21 protein-coding genes are annotated in these 19,048 nt (G+C 60.1%); 16 read left to right on the top strand and 5 right to left on the bottom strand.

Going from position 1 to position 19,048, the window contains the following annotated elements; translation table 11 throughout:
• Positions 1–129 precede the first annotated feature (129 nt).
• Positions 130–978 carry an HAD family hydrolase gene (locus tag ABIB48_RS11025; RefSeq protein ID WP_315914522.1) on the top strand — a complete coding sequence of 283 codons (849 nt, stop codon included), beginning with the start codon at positions 130–132 and terminating at the stop codon, positions 976–978.
• Positions 979–1,070: 92 nt separating this feature from the next.
• Here ABIB48_RS11025 and ABIB48_RS11020 read toward each other — a convergent pair whose 3' ends face one another.
• The 4 genes from ABIB48_RS11020 to ABIB48_RS11005 form a co-directional block, all read right to left on the bottom strand.
• Positions 1,071–1,694 (bottom strand): PrsW family glutamic-type intramembrane protease, encoded by a 624-nt coding sequence (locus ABIB48_RS11020; protein WP_354212994.1) that lies wholly within the window; start codon positions 1,692–1,694, stop codon positions 1,071–1,073.
• 217 nt (positions 1,695–1,911) lie between these two features.
• Entirely contained in the window at positions 1,912–2,436 is a 525-nt protein-coding gene (locus tag ABIB48_RS11015; RefSeq protein ID WP_110105804.1) for an RDD family protein, read from the bottom strand.
• Complete coding sequence (locus ABIB48_RS11010; protein WP_110105805.1) at positions 2,436–3,218, bottom strand: hypothetical protein; 783 nt, start codon at positions 3,216–3,218, stop codon at positions 2,436–2,438. The genes ABIB48_RS11015 and ABIB48_RS11010 overlap by 1 nt, the downstream gene beginning before the upstream one ends.
• Positions 3,215–4,201: a WXG100 family type VII secretion target gene (locus ABIB48_RS11005; RefSeq protein WP_354212993.1), complete on the bottom strand. Its 987-nt coding sequence runs from the start codon at positions 4,199–4,201 to the stop codon at positions 3,215–3,217. Before ABIB48_RS11005 ends, ABIB48_RS11010 begins: the two co-directional genes overlap by 4 nt.
• Positions 4,202–4,228: 27 nt before the next feature.
• On the opposite strand from ABIB48_RS11005, the gene ABIB48_RS11000 reads away from it, so the two are divergent.
• Positions 4,229–4,369 carry a hypothetical protein gene (locus ABIB48_RS11000; RefSeq protein WP_170120935.1) on the top strand — a complete coding sequence of 47 codons (141 nt, stop codon included), beginning with the start codon at positions 4,229–4,231 and terminating at the stop codon, positions 4,367–4,369.
• 90 nt (positions 4,370–4,459) lie between these two features.
• Here ABIB48_RS11000 and ABIB48_RS10995 read toward each other — a convergent pair whose 3' ends face one another.
• Positions 4,460–4,948 (bottom strand): inorganic diphosphatase, encoded by a 489-nt coding sequence (locus tag ABIB48_RS10995; RefSeq protein ID WP_110105807.1) that lies wholly within the window; start codon positions 4,946–4,948, stop codon positions 4,460–4,462.
• A gap of 183 nt (positions 4,949–5,131) precedes the next feature.
• Between ABIB48_RS10995 and dacB the strand changes: the two genes are divergently transcribed.
• The 14 genes from dacB to panC all read left to right on the top strand — a co-directional run bounded on the left by dacB (position 5,132) and on the right by panC (position 19,004).
• Positions 5,132–6,535 carry a D-alanyl-D-alanine carboxypeptidase/D-alanyl-D-alanine endopeptidase gene (dacB, locus tag ABIB48_RS10990; RefSeq protein WP_354212992.1) on the top strand — a complete coding sequence of 468 codons (1,404 nt, stop codon included), beginning with the start codon at positions 5,132–5,134 and terminating at the stop codon, positions 6,533–6,535.
• Positions 6,536–6,666: 131 nt separating this feature from the next.
• Positions 6,667–7,815 carry an Rv3626c family coenzyme F420 biosynthesis-associated protein gene (locus ABIB48_RS10985; protein WP_354212991.1) on the top strand — a complete coding sequence of 383 codons (1,149 nt, stop codon included), beginning with the start codon at positions 6,667–6,669 and terminating at the stop codon, positions 7,813–7,815.
• Positions 7,815–8,897, top strand: coding sequence for a tRNA lysidine(34) synthetase TilS (tilS, locus tag ABIB48_RS10980; RefSeq protein ID WP_354212990.1), 1,083 nt, complete (start codon positions 7,815–7,817; stop codon positions 8,895–8,897). Before ABIB48_RS10985 ends, tilS begins: the two co-directional genes overlap by 1 nt.
• Positions 8,898–8,961: 64 nt before the next feature.
• Entirely contained in the window at positions 8,962–9,513 is a 552-nt protein-coding gene (gene hpt, locus ABIB48_RS10975; RefSeq protein WP_110105810.1) for a hypoxanthine phosphoribosyltransferase, read from the top strand.
• 399 nt (positions 9,514–9,912) lie between these two features.
• A complete protein-coding gene (gene ftsH, locus ABIB48_RS10970; protein ID WP_315914516.1) occupies positions 9,913–11,988 on the top strand; it encodes an ATP-dependent zinc metalloprotease FtsH in 2,076 nt (691 codons plus the stop codon).
• 19 nt (positions 11,989–12,007) lie between these two features.
• Positions 12,008–12,595 carry a GTP cyclohydrolase I FolE gene (folE, locus tag ABIB48_RS10965; RefSeq protein WP_308467752.1) on the top strand — a complete coding sequence of 196 codons (588 nt, stop codon included), beginning with the start codon at positions 12,008–12,010 and terminating at the stop codon, positions 12,593–12,595.
• Positions 12,596–12,606: 11 nt separating this feature from the next.
• Positions 12,607–13,560, top strand: a complete 954-nt coding sequence (gene folP, locus ABIB48_RS10960) for a dihydropteroate synthase (protein WP_354212989.1) — start codon at positions 12,607–12,609, stop codon at positions 13,558–13,560.
• Between the two features lie 20 nt (positions 13,561–13,580).
• Positions 13,581–13,964, top strand: a complete 384-nt coding sequence (gene folB / locus ABIB48_RS10955) for a dihydroneopterin aldolase (RefSeq protein WP_218913004.1) — start codon at positions 13,581–13,583, stop codon at positions 13,962–13,964.
• A complete protein-coding gene (folK, locus tag ABIB48_RS10950) occupies positions 13,961–14,485 on the top strand; it encodes a 2-amino-4-hydroxy-6-hydroxymethyldihydropteridine diphosphokinase (protein ID WP_354212988.1) in 525 nt (174 codons plus the stop codon). Before folB ends, folK begins: the two co-directional genes overlap by 4 nt.
• A 97-nt stretch (positions 14,486–14,582) precedes the next feature.
• The gene (locus ABIB48_RS10945; RefSeq protein WP_354212987.1) at positions 14,583–15,086 is read left to right on the top strand and encodes a DUF3180 domain-containing protein; all 504 of its coding nucleotides are present in this window, start codon (positions 14,583–14,585) and stop codon (positions 15,084–15,086) included.
• A 31-nt stretch (positions 15,087–15,117) separates the two neighbouring features.
• Positions 15,118–15,600 carry a PH domain-containing protein gene (locus tag ABIB48_RS10940; protein WP_245932117.1) on the top strand — a complete coding sequence of 161 codons (483 nt, stop codon included), beginning with the start codon at positions 15,118–15,120 and terminating at the stop codon, positions 15,598–15,600.
• Positions 15,597–17,081 carry a PH domain-containing protein gene (locus ABIB48_RS10935; RefSeq protein ID WP_354212986.1) on the top strand — a complete coding sequence of 495 codons (1,485 nt, stop codon included), beginning with the start codon at positions 15,597–15,599 and terminating at the stop codon, positions 17,079–17,081. The genes ABIB48_RS10940 and ABIB48_RS10935 overlap by 4 nt, the downstream gene beginning before the upstream one ends.
• Positions 17,071–17,994 (top strand): Rossmann-like and DUF2520 domain-containing protein, encoded by a 924-nt coding sequence (locus tag ABIB48_RS10930; protein ID WP_354212985.1) that lies wholly within the window; start codon positions 17,071–17,073, stop codon positions 17,992–17,994. The genes ABIB48_RS10935 and ABIB48_RS10930 overlap by 11 nt, the downstream gene beginning before the upstream one ends.
• A 62-nt stretch (positions 17,995–18,056) precedes the next feature.
• Complete coding sequence (gene panC / locus ABIB48_RS10925; protein ID WP_354212984.1) at positions 18,057–19,004, top strand: pantoate--beta-alanine ligase; 948 nt, start codon at positions 18,057–18,059, stop codon at positions 19,002–19,004.
• Positions 19,005–19,048: the final 44 nt, after the last annotated feature.

Below are 19,048 nucleotides of genomic sequence, written 5' to 3'. Positions count from 1 at the left end.
ATCTTTTCTGTAAAGAACACCGGGTAAATACTCACACTGTGCATAGGGTTGTGAGTATTTACCCGGTGTTCACGGCTTTAACAGTCACTGAGTGTGTTTTTCTCAGCCCCATCTGTTTGACTTGGGGGTATGACAATGACAGTAAATAGCGTAATTTCCGGCATCGATGACCGGAGTGAAGAAGTAACAAAGTATCTAGTAGCCCTGGATATTGACGGCACCTTGGTTGATCACGACGGGCTCATGAGCGATGGTGTGCGCGCGGCCGCCCAGGCCGTGGTCGACGCCGGGCATCACGTTATCCTCGCCACGGGCCGATCCTTGGGCGCTCTGCTGCCCATAGTGGAGGCAATAGGGATGCGCCGCGGATTTGGGGTGTGTTCCAACGGCGGGGTGAGTATCCGCCTGGACCCTGACCTTGCTAACGGGTATGAGGTCATTGAGCGGGTGACCTTTGATCCGGCCCCTGCCCTGAACGCCTTGCGGGATAAGGTGCCTGGCGCCCGGTTTGCACTAGAAGACGCCGACGGGAACTTCCTGGCAACCTCCCGTTTTCAGGATGCCAGCTTTGGCATTGAAGCCCGAGGCGTGGATTTTCAGCACTTGTTGGCGGCCAAGGCCGTCCGGGTTGTGGTTAATAGCGCCGAGGCCAGTACGGAGGATTTCGCGGCCGCCATTACGGCTGCCGGCCTGCACGGGGTCACCTATGCAATCGGCTGGAGTGCTTGGCTGGACATTGCCGCTTCCGGTGTCACCAAGGCCTCCGCTCTTGAGGTGCTGCGCTCCAGACTGGGCGTTGAACAAGGATTAACAGTGGCTGTGGGCGACGGCTCCAATGACATTGAAATGCTCCGTTGGGCGGCCCGAGGCGTGGCCATGGGCCAAGCCATCGATGAGGTCAAGGCTGTTGCTGATGAGGTCACAGCTTCCGTGTACGACGACGGTGCTGCCGCGATCTTACGGTCCCTTCTCGCCTAAGAAACAGTTCCGCCCAGTTTCGAATGGCTCGGTTACTTCCGGGCCTCCAAACAAGAACGCTCCCGCAGCATCGGTGCGTTTTTGCCCAACGCTCACTCGCCTTCTGCAGCAGGCACGGTGGCTAAAGACGCCGCGGCCTGTTCAGAACCTGCCGGGATGAAACCGAAGCGCATGTCCGCGATGGTGGTTCCGGTTAGCAACAAGGCCACAATGGCGCCGATACCGCTCATGGAATCCCACAAGCCGTGCAAGAGGGCTACTGCCACGTAGGCGTAGAAGATGCTGAAGCGGAACCGGAAATGTGTGCGCCCGCGGGCTGCGCCGAACAGGACAGCGCCGAGGATGGCAGTCCACAACATGTGGCCCACAGGTGTCAGGATGGCACGTAATGCCTCAGTCTGAAGCAAGGTGATGAGGTCCAGGCCCTGGGTTGTAATGACAGCGTTGAAGGCGTAGCCGGCGGATTCGAAAGCGGCAAAACCTGCGCCAACCGCGGCTCCCAGACGAGCACCCTGGCTGGCAGATTTGGGGATGACCCGCCAGCCGATCACGATCAGGACGATGCCCTTGACCAGTTCCTCAATGAACCCCACGGACACATAGGTGAAGAGGTTGTTGGCCAGGTCCGCTTCGAGCAGGGACGCGCCGAGAACCCCGCAAATCCCGCCCACCACAAATGCCAAAATGACCCTGAGGGTTGTGGTGTTTCCTACCATGCGTTCCAACACAAAGAGGACAACACAAAACGGCACCAGAAAACTGCCCAGCAAGATCAGGGTGGGGATCAGGTTGCTGTTGAGCTTTGGCTCCGAGCGGATTGGCTGTGGTGCTCATGGGGAGGAATCCCCTTGTCCCAGGCCAACCGCCGGTGCGGCGGGGCAGGTGCCTCAAGTCTTGGCTTGTAGCATCTTCAAGTCAATACAAAGGGTTGGATCAGGGTCTCATCGCAGCTTGCAATGCCCGCGTTTGCTGCTTGTCGATGCTGGCGTGATAAGTGCTTTTGGAAGCCACGTTTGGGTCTCCTGCGCCAAGGATGGCAAAGAGAATCACTATCAGCCAGCCGGGGAAAAGTACTGTGCGCAGGAACATGAGCCAACCGCTCCGCCAGAACCCCGGTGCACTTCCGTCACGGAGTTTTACAAGTTGGGTGCCCCCAGCCAAAGTGCCCAGAGTGTGGCCGCGCAGGCACAAGAAGCCATATATCCAAGAGCTGGCAATCCAGGTGCCAACTCCAGCAACGATTGCTGTGGCCGCGCCATTTTTTCCCATGGCTAGGGCCACTATGAGAGTCAACACCATGACCACGGCAAAATCCAAGGCCCATGCGCCAATGAGTTTCCCATCACTGGCGCGGACCCCCCACGTGCCATTGCCGAATTGAGCGGTTCTTTTGGGATTCCAGGAGCCAACAGGCACAGGGGCATGGTTGTTGGACTGATGCGGAGGAAGAAAAGACACTACAGGCCCGCCTCCACAACTTCACGAATTGCTCCCACACCAGTGGCCCGGGAGATTGTTGCCAGATTCAGCATTGCCATACCGTTGTCCTCGCTGGCGCTCATGCCATGGAGCTGATCACCCTGGGTGTAGATGGTGTAGTGCCTGAAAGTGTCCGGATCCAGGCTGATGGCCGAAATGGTTGTCACGCCCCGGGTGTCTTTTAATGTGGCTTCGGCAACTTGCGCGAACCTCTCTGCCGTAAATGACAGGGGGTCGCCATCAGCGCAATCAACTTCGGCGGCATTGGCCAAGGTCATGAGACGATCGGGGAACTCGAGGCGACTGACAACTGTGAAAGTGTGTGATCCGGCACTGTCCACGACTTCTTCAAGTACCTGGTCCGCGTGCACATAGCCGTACATCCATACACGGTCCCCGTCTTTGGTCAGCTCCGCTGTAACAACACGTTCGCCCAACCGCCGAAGAGTTAAAATGCCGGTGATTTCATCCGCTGCACCAAGCCCGGATGGTGCTGTCTCCCCTTCCCCTATGAGCGGGAAAGCCAATCCTTTAGACAAGAGGGAGCGTAGCGCCACATTACAGGCGAGCTCCCTTTGCTCGGTGTGCAGGTCAAGCCAGGGCAGGGCCACGGCTTGGGAGCGTTCCAGCCCGTCAAGTGCCACTATTTCTTCGTCGGTCAACATGGGCAGGCTGAAGCCCTCGCCGGTTGAATTCGCGAGCACGGACTCTGCGCACTGGATGTCCCGTTGGGTCCATTCAATGGTTTTCTCGGTGGTCATGCGAACAATCCTCCAAGGCTCTTAACGGGATTCGAGAAGAAATTCTTCGCCCCGTTCACAACATTATTGGCACCTTCAACTACGCCGCCAACGGCCTTTTTGGCCCCATCAAAGACATTACCAGCGGCGTTTGCGATCCCTCGCCCCATGGCTTGGCCCCATTTAGTGTCGGCAATCAAGTTACCAACGGCCCACCCGGCAGCGATAACTCCAGCACCTACAACAATTCCAATGCCCACAGGGTTGCTGAGCAGACCCACGGCCATGAGGAGGCTTCCGCCTCCGGCCACCACGCTCATTCCGCCGGAGATACGGTCCATGACTCCCCGTCCGCCGTCGTGGTCGGGCCAGAACATGTCGTGGATGCCGCCCCCAATGGCAAAGGGTGCGGCGGCCACGCCCGCGAACCGACCGAAGGCCTTGAGCCCGGTACCGATCTTGCCGACTATTCCATCAGCCTTGGTGAAGACGCCAAGAGCATTTTTGAAGTCGTCCCCAAACTGAGCGAAGTTGGGTAGTTTCCCCTTGAGGTCGAAAATCGTTTTGCTTGACAGTAGGCCCTTCCAGTCTTTGAGGTAAGTGAGCGCATCTTTGCCCTTCAGGCCCAACCCCACTAGTCCTTTGCCCCAATCGATCAGAGTGTTCTGTGGGTTCCAACCATTGTCCTGAGGTGCCGGAGCAACACAACTTTCCCCAGTGCCATCAATGCTGGCGGCCGAACTTGCCGTTTCCTGTTCCTGAGCATTCTTGCGCAGCATGGTGGAAACTTCCGCCAACGTGCGGGACGTGGCAGCAAGGGTGGGGCGGTGCGACGAGTTCCATGTTTGCCGGAAACGGTCGGCGTCTGGCCCTTTCCATCCGCGGGACTGGTTCACCACGTTGGAGAGCAGTTGTGCTTGCTGTGACAGGGCATGGGAGGCCTTGTCCATGGTCTTGGCGAAGTCCCGAAGGTCAGCAATGTCAGCGCCAATAAAACCGTCCATGGCTGTCCTTTCGAGACTGTGAATCCTGTGAGCTCCTTTATGGAAGCTCAAGAAGAAGAGGAATTGAACAATGGCCAGTCTATTGACAGCTCAGAGGTGCTGCCATGGGCAGAACTGTCCATGGCAGCAGGGGTGAACTTAAAAGAAAGAACCGACGGCGTGCCATAGTGGCCACGGCGGTCGAAATTTCAACCTCCCTGGACGCTATGGCACGCCGTCGGCGTGTGTCAGTCTCGGTGCTTGGCCAGCAGCGGAGAATTAGTGCTGTGTGTCTTTGTAGCGCTTGATGGAGGCGGTCAGCTCGGCTTCTGCGGCGGCGCGGTCGGCCCAGCCTTCAGCCTTGACCCACTTGCCGGGCTCCAGGTCCTTGTACCGGGTGAAGAAATGCTCGATTTCCTTGATCAGGAATTCGTCCACATCGGAAAGTTCCTGAATGTGATCAAAGCGCTTGTCATCAACAACACAGAGAACCTTGGCGTCTCCACCGGACTCGTCCGTCATGTTGAATACGGCGATGGGGCGGGCATCCACCACAACGCCTGGGTGCAGGTCAAAGTCCTGCAACAGCACTAGGGCGTCCAGAGGATCGCCGTCTTCGCCGAGGGTGTCATCGAAGAAGCCGTAGTGCGTGGGGTACGCCATGGAGGTGAACAACACGCGGTCCAGGCGCACGCGGCCGGTCTCGTGGTCAACTTCGTACTTGACGCGTGATCCGCGGGGGATCTCGATGGTGACGTCGTGCTTCATCGTTATGCTCCTCATGATGTTGTGTGTGCGGGCGAACCCAGCCCGGCACAGGATTTGAGTCTAGTATGAGGATATAGGCGCTTTTGTTGCGCTAAAAACCCGCCCGTTCTTTTTGGGCACAATATTGCCCTTTTGCTGAGGCCGCGAGCCGAAGCCACCTGCTGTGAAGGAACCGCCTATTTCATGGGACGCACGTCAAAAGCTGTGACGAGTGGCTTGCTCATTTGTGCATTGGCCGCCGTTACGGTGCCGGTGGGACTGAATCTGCTCCCTGCCTTCCTTCCTCAAGATCCGGCCGCGGTGGCCGTTGTACCCGCCGCCCAGCTGGCACCCACCAGTATCAGCACGCTGAGCGGAATTTCACCCCTCTCCGCCGAGGCTCCACTGCCTGACACGGCCAAACTCTCAGCCGAGTTGAGCCAGGCCCTGAAGTACGAGGGCGCGGGCACCTTCAGCATGTATGTCAGCGATGTTTCTTCCGGGAAGGCGCTGTTCTCCCAGGATGGGCAGGTAGCGCGGACACCGGCGTCGAACTTGAAATTGTTGACAGCGGCGGCAGCCCTGGACACGCTAGGCCCCGGCACCCGTTTGCCTACCCAAGTCCTGGCCGGGGCCACGGCCAATGACATTGTGTTGCGCGGCGGCGGAGACACCATGCTTGGCGCCGGGGAAGGCGATCCGGAAGCCGCCCTAGGGCATGCCGGGCTGGCCGACTTGGCGGCCGAAACCGCCACAGCCCTCGCCGCCGCGGGGGTCAAGGGCCCGGTTACCCTCAAGGTGGATGACACCTTGTTTACGGGCGCCGCGCTGAATCCCCAGTGGACGGAAGGGGACGTTGAGGCCGGTGAAATTGCCCCTATTTTCCCGCTTGCGCTGAACGCCGGGCGCTACGAACCTGGTGTGCTCAGCGGACCGCGGCCCCAGGATTCTGCTATGACGGCGGCACAGACGTTCTCCGATGCGCTCGCAGACGCCGGCGTAGCCACCACGGATTTAATTTCCCGCACCACCGGGGCTGGGGCCGGTGCTGTACTAGCCAGCGTGGACTCAGCCACTGTTGCCGAGCAAGTCCAGTACATGCTTTCTGAATCTGATAACTATGTGGCGGAAGCCCTGGGCCGGATGGTGGCCGTGAAGTTGGGCAGCGCAGCCAGCAACGCGGGCTCCGTGGCAGCTGTTCGCCAAGTGGTGGAAGCGCTGGGGCTGTCCATGGACGGTGTTCTCACCACTGACAACTGTGGCCTTGGAGTTGGCAACTTGATCAGTTCCGAGCGTTTGGTGGCACTGATATTGCTTATGCTGGCGGACCCTTCCTCTGACATTGGCCAAGCCCTGCCCGGGCTGCCCATTGCCGGGCTGAGCGGCTCACTATCGCAGCGCTTTGTCACGGCGCCTGATCTGGCTGGCGCAGGTTTGGTGCGGGCCAAGACGGGCTCACTCAATGAAGTGACCGCCCTGTCCGGTTACGTCATCAACTCCCACGGCCGGTTGTTGGCCTTCTCCATACTGGGCAATGGTTTGAGCGGCGGCGCGGGCGCCGCCCGTCCCGTAGTTGATGACGCCGCCACCATCCTGGCCCAGAGCTAACCTGACCCACGGCTAACCGCACCCAGGGCTAACCGCACCCAGGTGCTCCCGCGGCCACGGACGTAGCGCACGGACCTAGCGCAGCTGTCAGTGGCCAGCGCCTTGTCAGGGAATTGTGATCTGATGGATTCATGAGCCCGCACAGCAATGACGCAGCCGCACCACCTCCCACTATGGTCAATTGGGGCCTCGCGGCCAGAACAGCTGCCAATTTGGCGCCTGCCGGGCCGGCCTTATCGGGCTCGGAAATATCCGCAGCCGTGGAAAATATGCGCCTGATGGCCGAACGCTCGGTGCCCTACGTCCATGAAATCTCCCAGCTCGAAGCGGCAAGGGATCTGCGTGATTCTGAGGTTCTCATAGTCGATAGGGCCTCTTGGGCCAAGGCTAATACTCAGAGCTTTGAAGTCATGATGGACCCCGTACTACGCGCACTCGCTGCCAAGGCAGCCGAATCGTCCAAGGCGGGCAACACCGGCGGATCAGCACTGAGCGCCACTGTTACGGGCGCCCAATTAGGTGGCGCCCTGGCGTTCCTTTCCAGCAAAGTTTTGGGCCAGTACGATCCCTTTGCCGCGTTGGCGCCCTCCGCCTCGCCCAAACAGCAGGCCTCGGGTGGGCGGCTTTTGCTGGTGGCGCCAAACATCATCACAGTGGAGCGTGAGATGAAAGTTGACCCTGCCGATTTCAGGCTCTGGGTCTGCCTGCACGAGCAGACCCACCGGGTCCAATTCGCTGCTGCGCCGTGGCTGCGCCACCACATGCTCGGTGAGATTGAGAAGCTTGGGGCTCTGTTGGTGGGTGACTCCGAGAACTTTGGTGAGCGTCTTCTGGAATCTGCCAAATCACTGGGCAGCAAGAAGGAGAAGGCGGCGGCTCCCGCTGGTGAAGCTCACCGCGGCAGTGTCCTTGACCTGATCCAGAACCCTGATCAAAAGGCGGCACTCTCGCATTTAACCGCGGTCATGAGCTTGTTGGAAGGGCACGCGAACGTGGTCATGGACGGTGTTGACCAAAGTATTGTCCCCACAGTTCGCACCATTCGCCAGCGCTTCAACAGCCGCAGCAAGGACCGCGGTGTGATTGAAAAGTTCATCCGTAATCTGATGGGCCTGGACGCCAAAATGCGTCAGTACAGCGATGGCGCCAAATTTGTTCGCGACGCCGTTGGCGTTGTCGGCATGGAGGGATTCAATAACGTGTGGACCCAAGTGGAAAATCTGCCCACGGAGGAAGAAATTCACAACGCCCGCCTCTGGGTTGAACGGATGGGGCTCTAATGTTGGCGCAGGGCACCTCCCGAGGCCGGCTCGATCCGACCGTGGGCAAGGCCCGGGCCATGGTGGGCGGCCTGCTCGGGTTGAAAACCACCGGTAAGAACCGCCCAGTCCAGAATCCGCCACTGATCCTGGTGGGCTGTAGCGGCGGCCCCGACTCTCTGGCGCTGGCCGCTGTGTGTGCGTTTTTTGCCACGCGTGGTGAGGTGCGGGTGGGGGCCGTGGTGGTTGACCACCAGATGCAAGAAGGCAGTGCCGAGGTTGCTCAAGCCACCGCCGGGCAGTTGCGCGGGCTTGGCCTGGACCCGGTTGTGGTGCGGACCGTGGACCTGGAGCACGACGGCGCGGGCCCTGAAGCGGCTGCTCGCGCTGCCCGTTTTGGGGCACTTGAGGCGACAGCACACCAGCTGGGCGCCGATCAGGTACTTTTGGGTCACACCCTGGATGATCAGGCGGAATCCGTTTTGCTGGGGCTGGCCCGTGGCTCCGGAACCCGCTCCCTGGCCGGCATGCGTGAACGCCGCGGCATGTATGTCCGCCCCTTTTTAGGGTTGCGTCGCGATGAGACATTGGCCATATGTCAGGCCCTGGGCCTGACCCCGTGGCACGACCCCGCCAACCAAGACCCCGCCTATCTGCGAGTCCGCGTACGCAACACCGTGCTCCCGTTCCTCGGTGCCGAACTTGGCCCTGGCGTGGCGGCGTCGCTGGCACGCTCGGCTACCATTTTGGGTTACGACGCTGACTTCCTTGATGAACTTGCCGAAGCGGAATTTGTCACGTTGGCGCAACGCAGTACCGAATCAGGCACGGAATTCCCACAGATTGCACTGAGCGAGAACGGCCTCAGGGGACTGCCCGCGGCCCTACGGATGAGAGTGTTGGCGCTGGCCGCCGTCGAACTTGGAGGGGTGCAGCCCAGCCTTGAACGGCTGGCTGCCGCCGAAACACTGTTAGCCCGGAGCGGATCGGCCGGACCGGTGCAACTGGCCGGAAAAGTCAGTGCCTGGCGAATTTCCCGCAAGCACAGTGTTCCCCACGAAGGCGCCAGCTATGGGAAGCTTGTTCTTAAGCGCAGCAGTTGAGCGCAACACGCACCAAGAAACAGCCTAAAAACCAGTACCAATCCTTCACAAACAGGAGTCATGGGTGGATTCACAAGACGTCCAAGCCGATCTCAAGCACGTTCTTTTTACCAAAGAACAAATCCAAACACGCGTAACCGAACTGGCCGCGCAGATTGATGCCGATTACCAGGGCCGTGATGTCCTGTTGGTGGGAGTTCTCAAGGGCGCTGTCATGATCATGGCTGATCTGTCCCGCGCCCTGCACAGCCACGTCACCATGGACTGGATGGCTGTTTCCTCCTACGGTTCCGGCACCCAGTCCTCCGGCGTTGTCCGGATCCTGAAGGACCTGGAAACCGACCTCATGGGCAAGCATGTGCTCATTGTTGAGGACATCATTGACTCGGGTCTGACCCTGTCATGGCTGCGCGCCAACCTGATGTCGCGCGGACCGGCTTCGGTGGAAATCTGCACCCTGCTGCGCAAGCCTGCCGCAGCCAAGGTTGAGATTGACGTCAAATATGTGGGCTATGAGATCCCCAATGAATTTGTTGTGGGCTACGGTCTGGACTTTGCTGAAAAGTACCGCAACCTGGACTTCATCGGCACCCTCTCACCGCACATTTACGAATAAAGTGCACTGTGGCGCGCCCGTTCCCCCTATGGAAGCGGGCGCGCAACCTTTTAAGCGTTGTCGCGCCGTGACGGGCCCTGCCGCTCTAATGATGCGCACGCGAAGCACCTGCAGCGGCGTCACTGTGAAGGCTGTGCCATGGCAGCAGTCAACCAGGCGCATAAGCTCAGGGCGGCACACTCAGATAGTTGCTTTTACTCCTCGAGAGTCAATAAGCGCCCCTGGAGCGAGCAACAATTGCAGAATTGCCGAATTCGTTATGCCCTCAGGGAACTAAAGGGCGATCCTGTGCGTGTAGCAAGACGAACGGTGTAAAGCTATTAGTCGGGGACGTGCCGGTAGCGTCCTGTACGAGTATGAATTGGTTGAGCGGAAGGGACGAGGCCTGGCCTCGAACACATGAAAGTCAAAAAACTCTTCAAGGGTCCATTTATCTGGATCATTGTGGTTGTTGTGCTCATTGGAGCCGGCCTATTTACGTTGACCGGCACAAGCCAAAGCCGCATTGGAACTTCAGATGGCCTGAGCCTGCTCAAAAATGACAAGGTTGCCTCGGCTAAGATCTTTGGTTCCGAAGGCCGAGTGGACATGATCCTCAAGGACAACTATGTCAATGCCGACGGCAAGGACCAGGGCAAAAACGTCCAGTTCTTCTACGGCAACTACCGCGCAACCACCCTGCCGGAGGTCATTGATAACGCCAAGCTGGCGAAGTTTGATGACCAGCCTGCGTCCAATAACTTTTGGTCGAGCATCTTCTCCCTCCTCATCCCGTTCGTCCTGATCGGTTTGATCTTCTGGTTCCTGTTCTCCCGCATGCAAGGCGGCGGCAACAAGGTCATGCAGTTCGGCAAGTCCAAGGCCAAGCTGCTCACCAAGGACCACCCGCAGGTGACCTTCAATGATGTTGCCGGTGCTGATGAAGCCGTTGAGGAACTCCACGAGATCAAAGACTTTTTGCAAAACCCCGACAAGTTCACCGCTGTGGGTGCCAAGATCCCCAAGGGCGTGCTGCTGTACGGCCCTCCCGGTACCGGCAAGACCCTGCTGGCCCGCGCCGTTGCAGGCGAAGCCAATGTGCCGTTCTACTCCATTTCAGGGTCTGACTTTGTTGAAATGTTCGTTGGCGTGGGTGCTTCCCGAGTCCGCGACCTCTTTGAGCAGGCCAAGGCCAACTCCCCGGCCATCATCTTTGTTGACGAGATCGACGCCGTTGGCCGTCACCGTGGTGCCGGCATTGGTGGCGGTAATGACGAACGCGAGCAGACCCTCAACCAGCTGCTGGTGGAAATGGACGGCTTTGACGTCAAAACCAACGTCATCTTGATCGCCGCGACCAACCGTCCCGACGTCCTGGACCCCGCGTTGCTGCGTCCGGGCCGTTTTGACCGTCAAATCCCCGTGGAGGCTCCGGACCGTTTGGGCCGCGAACAGATCCTGCGGGTGCACGCCAAGGGCAAGCCCATGGCTCCCGGTGTTGACCTGAACGCCGTTGCTAAGAAGACTCCCGGTTACACGGGTGCCGATCTGGCCAATGTGCTCAACGAGGCTGCCCTGTTGACAGCCCGCTCCAACGCCCAGCTGATCGATGACAGGGCCCTGGACGAGTCAATTGACCGCGTCATGGCAGGCCCGCAGAAGCGCACCCGCGTCATGAAGGAACTGGAGCGCAAGATCACCGCGTACCACGAGGGTGGACACGCGTTGGTTGCCGCAGCCATGCACAACACGGCTCCGGTCACAAAGATCACCATTCTTCCGCGCGGCCGCGCCCTGGGTTACACCATGGTGGTTCCGGAGGATGACAAGTACTCAATCACCCGCAATGAACTGCTGGACCAGATGGCCTACGCCATGGGTGGCCGTGTTGCTGAGGAGATCGTTTTCCACGATCCGTCCACTGGTGCATCAAATGATATTGAAAAGGCCACCGGAACCGCGCGCGCCATGGTCACGCAGTACGGCATGAGCGAGCGCATTGGTGCCGTGAAGTTGGGTACGGCGGCCGGCGAACCGTTCTTGGGTGGTTCGGCAGGCCATGACAGGGACTACTCCGAAGCGGTTGCTTCCATGGTTGACGAGGAAGTCCGCAAGCTCATCGACCAGGCTCACGATGACGCGTACGAGGCTTTGATCATGAACCGTGACATCTTGGACCGGTTGGCGCTGGAACTGCTGGAACGTGAAACGCTGAACCAGGCCGAGATTGCAAAGATCTTCATTGATCTGCGCAAGCCCGCCCAGCGTCGGGTCTGGCTGTCTAAAGAATCCCGCCCGGTCTCGGACCTGCCCCCTGTCATCACTGAAAAGGAACGCCGCGAAGCCGCAGCCGCGGGTGAGCCGAACCCTGAAACGCTCTCCCCTGAGGATCAGATCGCCAAGGCACAGCTCAGTGGAGAACTCGACGCACCCGGTAACTCTCCTGGCATCGATCTGGGCAAGGGTGACGCCCCTCAGCTCCCAGGCCAGCCCTAATCCCGGTAAGATCACATCCGTGACTGAATACGAGGATGAATACAAGGTGGACTTGCCGCGCATTGAGGCTGCTGTGCGGGAAATTCTTCTGGCCATTGGTGAAGATCCGGAGCGTAGCGGTCTGCTGGAAACACCCAAACGTGTTGCCAAGGCTTATGGTGAAGTTTTTGCCGGCATACACCAGGACCCCGCAGCAGTTTTGGGCGTGACCTTTGACATCTCCCACGAGGAAATGGTGCTGGTTAAGGACATCCCGTTCTATTCAACCTGTGAGCACCATCTAGTGCCGTTCCACGGCAGTGCCCACGTAGGTTACATCCCGTCGTCGGACGGGCGAGTGACGGGATTGAGCAAGCTGGCACGGTTGGTGGATATTTATGCCAAGCGTCCACAGGTGCAAGAACGCCTCACCAGCCAGATTGCGGATGCCCTGATTGAGCATCTTAAACCTCGTGGCGCCATTGTCGTCATTGAATGTGAACATATGTGCATGTCCATGCGTGGCGTGCGTAAACCAGGGGCCAAGACAGTCACAAGCGCTGTCCGCGGCTTGCTTCACGAACCCGCAACCCGGGCTGAAGCCATGTCCCTGATTCTCGGAAGGTAAAACTAAACACCATGGATTCCCTCGCTGCTGCGCCCGGAACGGGCCCGGCCACCTCGCCTCTGCCCGTTCTGCGGGCCCGTAAGTCGCTGGCAACTTTTGCCGCTCTGCCCACAGACCGTGCCGTGGTGATGGGTATCTTGAACTGCACCCCGGACTCCTTCAGTGACGGCGGTGACTATGACTCCACCGAGACCGCGATCGCCCATGGGCTGCGCATGTTTTATGGGGGAGCGGACATCATCGACGTGGGCGGTGAATCCACGCGCCCCGGTGCAGTGGAAGTCTCAGCGGCCCAAGAGCAGGAGCGCATCCTGCATGTCATTGGCACCTTGGCCAAGGCCGGTGCACTGGTGAGCGTGGATACCCGCCACGCCTCTACCGCAGCGCTGGCGCTGGATGCCGGGGCAGGGATGATCAATGATGTCTCTGGCACCAACGTACATGAGGACATGATCGCGCTGATCGCCGAACGCCAAGTCCCGTACGTTTTGATGCACAGCCGCGGGGACTCACGCCACATGGATTCACTTACGCAGTACACGGATGTTGTGCAGGACGTGGTGGCCGAACTCGGCGAGATTCGTGAGCGCTTCTACGCCGCCGGAGTCAAGGCAGAAAATCTGATCCTGGACCCGGGCATCGGCTTCTCCAAAAATGCCGAACAAAATTGGGAACTGCTGGCAAACCTTGACCGGGTGACGGCGTTGGGCAACAAGGTGCTGGTGGGTACCTCGCGGAAGCGTTTCCTTGGATCGCTCTTGACCAGTGCGGGCAAGGCCGCTGCCCCGAAAGAACGCGACGACGCCACCTCAGCCACTACGGCCTTGGCCGGTACGCAGGGCATCTGGGGCGTCAGGGTGCACGACGTCGGCGCCAGCCTTGACGCTGCAAAGGTAGCCGCACGGCTCCTGCAGGGGAAGAAAAGGCGTGAAGAGCGTCTTGCAGCCGCCGGTGCAGCACAGTGAGCGTGCTTGACACGATCCGCTTGACGAGAGTTACGGCCATTGGGTACCACGGTGTTTTTGAGCATGAGAAAAGGGACGGGCAACCGTTCATCACCGACGCCGTCCTGCACATGGATGTGGGTGCGGCCGCTGCCACGGATGACTTGTCCAAGACGGCAGATTATGGCGCCGTGGCAGAAGCCATCGTGGCTGTAGTGACAGGTGAGGCCTTTGACCTGATTGAAACGCTGAGTGTGTGCTTGGCCGAGAAGATTTTGGCTGACTTTCCCGTGGTTCAGGCTGTTGAAGTGACAGTTCACAAGCCCAAGGCCCCCATCCAGGTGCCGTTTGGGGATGTCAGCATCACTGTTTTCCGTACCCGTGAATCGGTGCAGCCCGCCACCACGGCCGTGGAGAGCTCATGAGCGCCACCCGTGTGCTGACCCGGGCCATTTTGGCTCTTGGCAGCAACCTCGGTGAACGCGAAGGTACTTTGCAAAGCGCCGTGGGTGATCTTGTGGACCGCCCCGAAGTGCGGCTGCAAAACGTTTCTCCCGTGGTGTCCACGAAGCCTGTTGGCGGGCCGGCCGGGCAGCCGGACTTCCTGAACATGGTTATTGCCGTGGAGACAACGCTGACCTCCCGGGAACTTTTGGCACACTGCCAGGCTGTGGAAAGCCTTCATCACCGCACCCGTGAGGTGCGTTGGGACGCCCGCACTCTAGACGTTGACATCATCATTTACGGGGACGAGCAAAGCTCAGACCCGGTGCTGACGCTGCCGCACCCGCGTGCGGGCGAAAGAGCGTTTGTGCTCTACCCCTGGTCACTCATGGACCCCAACGCCACCCTAGTGGGCGAATCTGTGGCGCAACTGGCCCAGTCCGCTCCTGACATGGCAGGGATTTTCCATGTGCCAGATGAACCCGCAGCACTGGCACCTTAGCAGTTTCCCTAAGGCTACGAATTCCCAACGGCCCAAAAACCAGTACGGTTAAATAAGTAGTCACCAATGAAGCGATGAGGCAACAATGAGAAGCACGATGCGGACTATCAGGCCCGCGTGGTTGGTAGGCGTAGCTATTGTTTTGGCTGCCGTTTCCTGGGTGGGTACGGAACTTACGTCCCGGGCCAGCCTGGCCCTTCCTGTGCTGCCGCTGAGCTCGCTGATCACCATGGGCTTGATATCCGTGGTCTGCCTCATTCTGGGCCTGAAGGTGCGCCGTTGGCGTGACGGCAAGCGGGAAAAAGCACTCGATCCGTTGTTGGCTGCCCGGACAGTGATCTTGGCGCAGGCCTGCGCCTATGCTGGTGCCGTACTTTTCGGCTGGCATGCCGGCATCCTCATCAACCAGCTGCCAACTATTGCCATGCGCAGCGATCTTTCGATTATCTGGGTCATGGTGGCCCACTTGGCCGGCGGGCTCGTCATGGTGGCCATCGGTGTGATGGTGGAGCGTTTTTGCAAGGTGCCGCCGGAAGACAACGAACCCGGCACCACCACCCGGCCCAAGCGTGAAGCACAGGGGGAGGAAGGGTTTGCCTAAATCTCAGAGCCACTCAATTGATCCTGAGGGCGTGGTTTTTCTTCCTGTCTCCGGGAAACTCGTAATTGCCCGTTTCATCACCGCGGTAATCGGGGCTTTGCTAGTCCTGGCCATCACGGCCGTACCGCTGATCCTGCACCGCAGCGGAGTTTGGGCCGGTTATCCGGCCTGGTTGGCGTGGCTGGCTCCGATCATTGTGGTGGTGATTCTTCTCTGGGAAATGATTCTTATTCCACGCCAGGTGCGGGCCATCGGCTATGCCGAACGGGACGATGATCTGCTTATCCGTGGCGGGATCATGTTCCGCCGGGTCATGGTGGTTCCCTACGGGCGCATGCAATATGTGGATGTCACCATGGGGCCCTTGGAACGCATGCTGGGTTTGAGCACCATTCATTTGCATACGGCCTCGCCCGGGACCAATGCGCTCCTCAACGGGCTGCCGGCAGCCGAGGCCGGGCGCCTGAGAGAACAGTTATCGGCCCGCGGTGAGGCGAAACTGGCCGGCTTGTGAGCGAACAATTCTTCCAAGAGCAGCCCTTTCGTACGGACGCGCCGGAGCAATGGCATCGGGTTCATCCCGTCTCACCCTTGGTCCGCGGCTGGGTGGCAGTTGTTGCCGTCATGTTTGTCTTTGGCCGAAACTCGCTGGACTCGATATTTTCCGGCGACGGGGTTGAAGGTGCCTTGCCCACTCCTGGCGGCATGGCGTTTTTGATCATGGTGCTTGTGGTGGCTGCCTCTGCTGTGATCTTTGGCCTGGCGTTCTTCTTATCCTGGCGTTTTACCCGCTACCAGGTCACCGATGATCACGTGCACATCAACTCCGGTGTGGTGTTCCGTCAGCAGCGCCGAGCCCGCATTGACAGGGTGCAGGCTATTGATGTGGTCCAACCCCTGCTGGCGCGGGCCTTTGGCTTGGCGGAGCTGAAATTTGATGTGGCCGACGGCGGGAAGTCGGCCATGCGCTTGTCCTTCCTTAAGCTGGCGGAGGCCAAGCGGCTCCGGGCCGCGATTCTGGCCCGTGCGGCAGGCCTGTCCGTTGACCCTCTGGCACCGACCGAGGTGGCGGAGGCGCCGGAAAGTCACGTTCTAGCCCTGAAACCGGCCAGAATTATTGGCGCCGTCGTGTTCAGCGGGACCACGGTTACCGCCCTGCTGGTGGTGGGTGCCGTGGTGGTAGCTACTGTGTGGAGCGGTGAGCTCGGTATTTTAGTTGCTGCCGTGCCCTTGTTCATTGGGTTGGCAGCCTCTTACTGGAAAGCCATCACAGGTGACTTTAACTTCCGGATTGCACTCTCACCTGATGGCATCCGCCTGCACTACGGCCTGTTGGAAACGAGAGCTCAGACCATTCCGCCGGGCCGGATCCAAGCGGTTGGTATTAGCCAGGGGCCCATGTGGCGCCCCTTTGGCTGGTACAAGGTTCATGTGAACGTGGCCGGTTATGGGGCCGATTCCTCGGATCATGGCTCACGGACCGTCATGCTCCCGGCCGGAACATTAGCCGAAGTCATGGCCGTGCTGGGACTGGTATTTCCGGACCCCGGCGTGGAAAATCCCTTCGAGGTGTTTACCGCAGGGCTCAAGGGCCCCGGTAATAGGGAGGGCTTTGTGCATTCCCCGCCCTCCGCCCGCTGGCTCGATCCCTTTGCCTGGCGTTATAACGCTTTCCGGGCCACCCAAACGGCCCTGTTGTGCCGCCATGGCAGGATCGTCCGGCGTTTGCAGGTGGTGCCGCATGAGCGGACCCAATCCCTCGGTCTGCACCAAGGCCCGCTCATGGCGGTGTTGGGCCTGGCCAGCTTCGAACTGCATTCCACTGTTGGCCCCATCAGGCCTTTGGTCCGTCACATGTCAGTTGCCAACTCATTGGCACTCTTTAATGAACAAGCCGCCCGCGCGGCAACCGCACGCCGGATCCACCGTGACGAGAAATGGCTCGCATCCGCGGCACCACAAGAACTCCCTGAGGAGACGGAAAATGGCGATTAAGCCTGGCAGGCTTGGCATTGGAATCATTGGAGCTGGCAAGGTCGGAGCAGTCCTTGGGGCGGCGCTGCGCGGTGCCGGGCACGCTGTTGTGGGTGTTTCTGCGGTGTCAGAGGAATCCCGTGAGCGGGCGGAACTGCTGCTGCCAGGAGTTCCGGTCCTTGACGTGGCTGACATTGTGGAACGTTCGGAACTGGTGCTGTTGGCTGTTCCGGATGATGCCCTGAGCGATCTTGTTGCGGGGCTGGGTGCCGTGGGGGCATGGCACGGCGGGCAGTTGGTGGCGCACACCTCGGGACGTTTCGGTACGGGGGTGCTGGCCCCTGTCAAGGCGGCCGGTGGGATTCCCTTGGCTCTGCATCCGGCCATGACCTTCACCGGCATGAGCCTAGACCTTACGCGCCTGGTTGATTGCAGCTTCGGAGTGAGCGCCGAGCCAGCCATGCTGCCCATCGCCCAAGCACTGGTGGTGGAGATGGGGGCGGAACCGGTGGTTATTGCCGAGGCTGACCGTGTCCTTTACCACGCGGCACTGGCGCATTCGGCGAACCACATGGTCACTCTCGTGGCCCAGGCGGGGCAGATATTGGCTGACATTGGCGTGGAGTCAAGTGGCCAGGTGCTGGGTCCCTTGCTGCGTGCAGCCTTGGAGAATGCGCTGACCACGGGGGAATCGGCACTGACCGGTCCGGTGGCGCGCGGGGATGCCGGAACCGTGGCGGCCCACGCGTCCGCCTTACGCGAGTACGCGCTGGACACTTCTTCCGCTGACGTCCTTGACGCGTACCTGGCCATGTCTGCCAGCACGGCTGCCCGGGCGGCCAAGCGCCGGATGCTTTCCGCGGAGGCGTATCTTGGTATCCAGGCGGCGTTGATGCCCGACGACGAAGCTGACACGGGCGTAGCCGGAAGCTAGGTTCCTCTCACCTGGGTGACGGGTGGTGCGGCAGTTGTAAGAAGCGTTGATGAGAGAAGACCATGAGCATTGAACTTGTAAGGACCATTGCCGAGCTGAAGGCCAAAACGTCCGCGCTGCTAGTGTCCAGGGCCGGGGCCGGAGGCGGCGAGGTAGGTTCTGGGGCGCGGGCAGTCGGTACCCTGGCCCTGGTGCCCACCATGGGTGCCCTGCACCATGGCCACGCCCAGCTGGCGGCGGCCGCGGTGGCGGAGAACTCCGTGGTGGTGGCCAGTGTGTTTGTGAACCCACTGCAATTTGGTGACGCCACCGATCTGGCCCGCTACCCGCGCACCACCGATGCCGATCTGGCGCTGCTGGAAAAGGTGGGCGTTGATTTCATGTTCGCCCCAACCGTGGAGCAAATGTACCCCACGGGGGAGCCGATGGTGCGGATCACGGCCGGGAAGCTGGGGAACATGTACGAGGGCGCCTCACGCCCCGGACATTTTGACGGCGCGTTGACGGTAGTCGCCAAACTATTGCACGTGGGCATGCCCGGGCCTGGATTGGCGGCCCCTGATGCTGCCGGGCGTCTACCGTACCGGGCCTATTTTGGGCAGAAGGACGCCCAGCAGCTCACCTTGGTGCGCAAGATGGTGGCTGATTTGAACTTCCCGGTAGAGATTGTTCCCGTCCCCACCGTGCGTGATGCGGACGGGCTGGCCTCTTCGAGCAGGAACCGTTTCCTCTCGGAGCAGGAGCGTGAATCCGCCCTGGTACTCTTCCGTGCCTTGGCGTTCCTGAAGCGCCGGGCCGATGCCCATGAACCACTGGACATTGATTCCGCCGTGGATTTAGTGCGTAGCGCCCCAGGCGTTGACCTGGACTACTTGGAAGTAGTGGATCCGGCCACGCTGGAAGTTCGCGGCGAAAACTGCCAGGACACGCCGTTCACCGGCGAGGCTCTGGTGCTGATCGCTGCCAAGGTGGGCCCGGTTCGGCTCATAGATAACATGCCCTTGGGCTGACGCCGCCACCCTCACGCGGCAACCGGAACTGTGCGCAGAGCAGA

It is taken from the genome of Arthrobacter sp. UYCu511, from assembly GCF_040547105.1.
GTDB lineage: Bacteria > Actinomycetota > Actinomycetes > Actinomycetales > Micrococcaceae > Specibacter > Specibacter psychrochitiniphilus.
This window is presented reverse-complemented; position numbering and strand designations above follow the sequence as displayed.

What these genes read in the sequence shown, in the direction of transcription:
- ABIB48_RS11025 (WP_315914522.1), top strand. Translation starts at nt 130, where the DNA reads ATGACAATGACAGTAAATAGCGTAATTTCCGGCATCGATGACCGGAGT.
- ABIB48_RS11020 (WP_354212994.1), bottom strand. Translation starts at nt 1,694, where the DNA reads ATGGTAGGAAACACCACAACCCTCAGGGTCATTTTGGCATTTGTGGTG.
- ABIB48_RS11010 (WP_110105805.1), bottom strand. Translation starts at nt 3,218, where the DNA reads ATGACCACCGAGAAAACCATTGAATGGACCCAACGGGACATCCAGTGC.
- ABIB48_RS11005 (WP_354212993.1), bottom strand. Translation starts at nt 4,201, where the DNA reads ATGGACGGTTTTATTGGCGCTGACATTGCTGACCTTCGGGACTTCGCC.
- ABIB48_RS10995 (WP_110105807.1), bottom strand. Translation starts at nt 4,948, where the DNA reads ATGAAGCACGACGTCACCATCGAGATCCCCCGCGGATCACGCGTCAAG.
- dacB (WP_354212992.1), top strand. Translation starts at nt 5,132, where the DNA reads ATGGGACGCACGTCAAAAGCTGTGACGAGTGGCTTGCTCATTTGTGCA.
- ABIB48_RS10985 (WP_354212991.1), top strand. Translation starts at nt 6,667, where the DNA reads ATGAGCCCGCACAGCAATGACGCAGCCGCACCACCTCCCACTATGGTC.
- tilS (WP_354212990.1), top strand. Translation starts at nt 7,815, where the DNA reads ATGTTGGCGCAGGGCACCTCCCGAGGCCGGCTCGATCCGACCGTGGGC.
- ftsH (WP_315914516.1), top strand. Translation starts at nt 9,913, where the DNA reads ATGAAAGTCAAAAAACTCTTCAAGGGTCCATTTATCTGGATCATTGTG.
- folP (WP_354212989.1), top strand. Translation starts at nt 12,607, where the DNA reads ATGGATTCCCTCGCTGCTGCGCCCGGAACGGGCCCGGCCACCTCGCCT.
- folK (WP_354212988.1), top strand. Translation starts at nt 13,961, where the DNA reads ATGAGCGCCACCCGTGTGCTGACCCGGGCCATTTTGGCTCTTGGCAGC.
- ABIB48_RS10945 (WP_354212987.1), top strand. Translation starts at nt 14,583, where the DNA reads ATGCGGACTATCAGGCCCGCGTGGTTGGTAGGCGTAGCTATTGTTTTG.
- ABIB48_RS10930 (WP_354212985.1), top strand. Translation starts at nt 17,071, where the DNA reads ATGGCGATTAAGCCTGGCAGGCTTGGCATTGGAATCATTGGAGCTGGC.
- panC (WP_354212984.1), top strand. Translation starts at nt 18,057, where the DNA reads ATGAGCATTGAACTTGTAAGGACCATTGCCGAGCTGAAGGCCAAAACG.